This is a genomic window from Klebsiella sp. K5-45, from assembly GCF_030128605.1.
GTDB classification, from domain to species: Bacteria; Pseudomonadota; Gammaproteobacteria; order Enterobacterales; family Enterobacteriaceae; genus Klebsiella; species Klebsiella quasipneumoniae.
In genome coordinates, this window is the sequence record NZ_JAKUZW010000064.1 from 1 (window position 1) to 727 (window position 727).

Here is a 727-nt window from a genome sequence, read left to right on the forward strand (position 1 = left end):
CCTTCTTCACCACCCCATTCCCCGTGGTGGAAATTCTGGAAAAAATCCTGATCCTGCCATGCTTGAGTTTTCCTCTCCGGCCATCCCAGGGAGTTCCTGAACCTTCCCAAAAATCGCCAGATCTCTGAACGCTCCTCACGACTAAAAATACCCACACACTACGCAAAATTAAAATTTTGCAGATTCCTTATTTAAAACAATTGGTTAATGAAAAATTAATGTGCAGTGATGTGTTACAAAGTGCAGATCCAAGTCGTGGACGACTCTATGGCGAATCGTTTACGAATTGCCCACGATTCATATGTGAATCACGCTTTATTATCATGTTGTTATGATGAATCGACTCTTGATTCAATTCATCAATTTGGGCGTTTTTTGTTCATGGTGACTCTTGATTCAATTCACGATTCGAATCGCCGGTGAATCGTGTGGTGAGTCGTCCGGCGACTTGCCATAACGTGATTGCCGGCCGTCGACGAACCCGATTCCTGAACGTGCTGAAAACCGGTTTTCCGGCTGCGCCGGCAACGCCTCACGGCCACGCAATAAATTGCGTCCCCGTTCACCGTTTTCGGATCAGAAGAACGCCGGAAACAGGACTTACCCTGGCTGAATGGCGTGAATTTCCGCGCTATGCACTTGCGCGCATACTCATGCATGCCGTAAAAACAGAGCCTGCGCGTTTCTGGCGGGTTTTCGGGTGGTTTGTTGCCTGTTTTACCGGTTT

1 pseudogene is annotated in these 727 nt (G+C 47.7%); it reads right to left on the minus strand.

The features are described from left to right. Positions 1–401: 401 nt before the first annotated feature. Positions 402–727 (minus strand): annotated as a pseudogene (locus MKS11_RS27470) (hypothetical protein); the annotation flags it as partial.